Raw genomic sequence first — 1,419 nt, 5'->3', positions numbered from 1 at the left:
GATAAAAAAACTACAAAAATGATAAAGAATTAAAAGTGAAGATTGTAAATGAGGATAAAGAACAAGATACGGTAACCATTCAAATACCCCTTATTAACATAAAAGAAGAAATAAAATCTCGTATCCACATTAAAATACCATCGATACATTACGACCATACGTATACCACTTATATCGTTATGAAACATAGCGAAAAGAATGATGAAAAGGTTAACCACAAAGACGCTCAGAATAACAAGTCTAATCAGTTTGATGATAAAGAGAGCCTAAAAAAAAATTTAAAAACAGAAGAAGGACAATTTAATGAAATAAAAAATGAGAATAGTCATCTAAAAGAGTCAAAACAATCAACTCAACAAGATATGTCGTCAAATCAGATTATCAATAGAGAAGAACAAAATAAATTTTCTAATTCAAATAGCAATCTATCAATTAAACCAAGTACAGATAAACCGAGCTCAGATTCATTAAATCGGACTAATTCAAATACTCCAGCTAGTTTAAATACAAATACTAATTCTAGGTATAGCCAATTGCCTCAACTTAATCCTTTTAAAAAGGAAAAAGATAAACCTAATCCAAGCTTCAATAGAGATGCTGATAAGAAGAAAGTTGCAAAAAAAGACCATAATGAGGATGTACTCCCTAATCATAGAAATACATACTATCTTCTTGGCTCTGTTATTTTATTGGCAATTTTAGCTTTAATCGCAACATATTTTGTTAAAAGAAAGAGTGAGTCGAAAAAATGAGAAAAACCCGAAAAATTTTTACTATCATATTATTTATCGTTTTACTCAGTGGTTGCGAGGCGGATAATAGCAATAAAAAGAAAGATAAAGCTGAATCGAAGGGTATTCGTATCGTACCTACTACCGTCGCTTTAACGATGACATTAGATAAGTTAGATTTACCTATTGTAGGTAAGCCCACATCTTATAAAAAGTTACCAGATCGATATAAAAATGTTCCAGAAGTCGGCCAACCGATGGAACCAAGTGTAGAGGCAGTTAAAAAAGTGAATCCTACACATGTTTTGAGTGTATCTACTATTAAAGATGAAATGAAGCCCTTTTATAAACAGTTAAACATGAAAGGTTACTTCTATGATTATGATAGTTTAGATGGCATGGAGAAATCTATTACTGAACTTGGTAAACAGTTTAATAGGGAGAAGAAGGCTAAAGAACTAAATCATCACCTTAATTCCGTGAAAGCGAATATTGAAAGTAAAGTTGCAAAACAAAAGAAACATCCTAAGGTACTGATACTTATGGGGATACCTGGCAGTTATTTAGTTGCCACTGATAAATCATATATTGGAGATCTCGTAAAAATCGCTGGTGGAGAGAATGTCATACAAGACCATTCTAAACAGTATATTTCTTCTAACACGGAACATTTAGTTAATGTTAATCC

General features: G+C 31.4%; 1 protein-coding gene and 1 pseudogene. Both read left to right on the top strand.

The genetic code is table 11. The features are described from left to right. Positions 1–26: 26 nt before the first annotated feature. Positions 27–752 (top strand): annotated as a pseudogene (locus tag ACFVU3_RS40070) (NEAT domain-containing protein); the annotation flags it as partial. Next, on the top strand, positions 749–1,419 hold a 671-nt coding region (locus ACFVU3_RS40065), incomplete at its 3' end, for an ABC transporter substrate-binding protein (RefSeq protein ID WP_390073711.1). The pseudogene ACFVU3_RS40070 and the gene ACFVU3_RS40065, both read left to right, overlap by 4 nt.

The sequence above is a fragment of the Streptomyces sp. NPDC058052 genome (assembly GCF_042885515.1).
GTDB lineage: Bacteria > Actinomycetota > Actinomycetes > Streptomycetales > Streptomycetaceae > Streptomyces.
The sequence above is the reverse complement of the archived record's forward strand: the minus strand, read 5'-3'. Positions and strand labels throughout refer to the sequence as shown.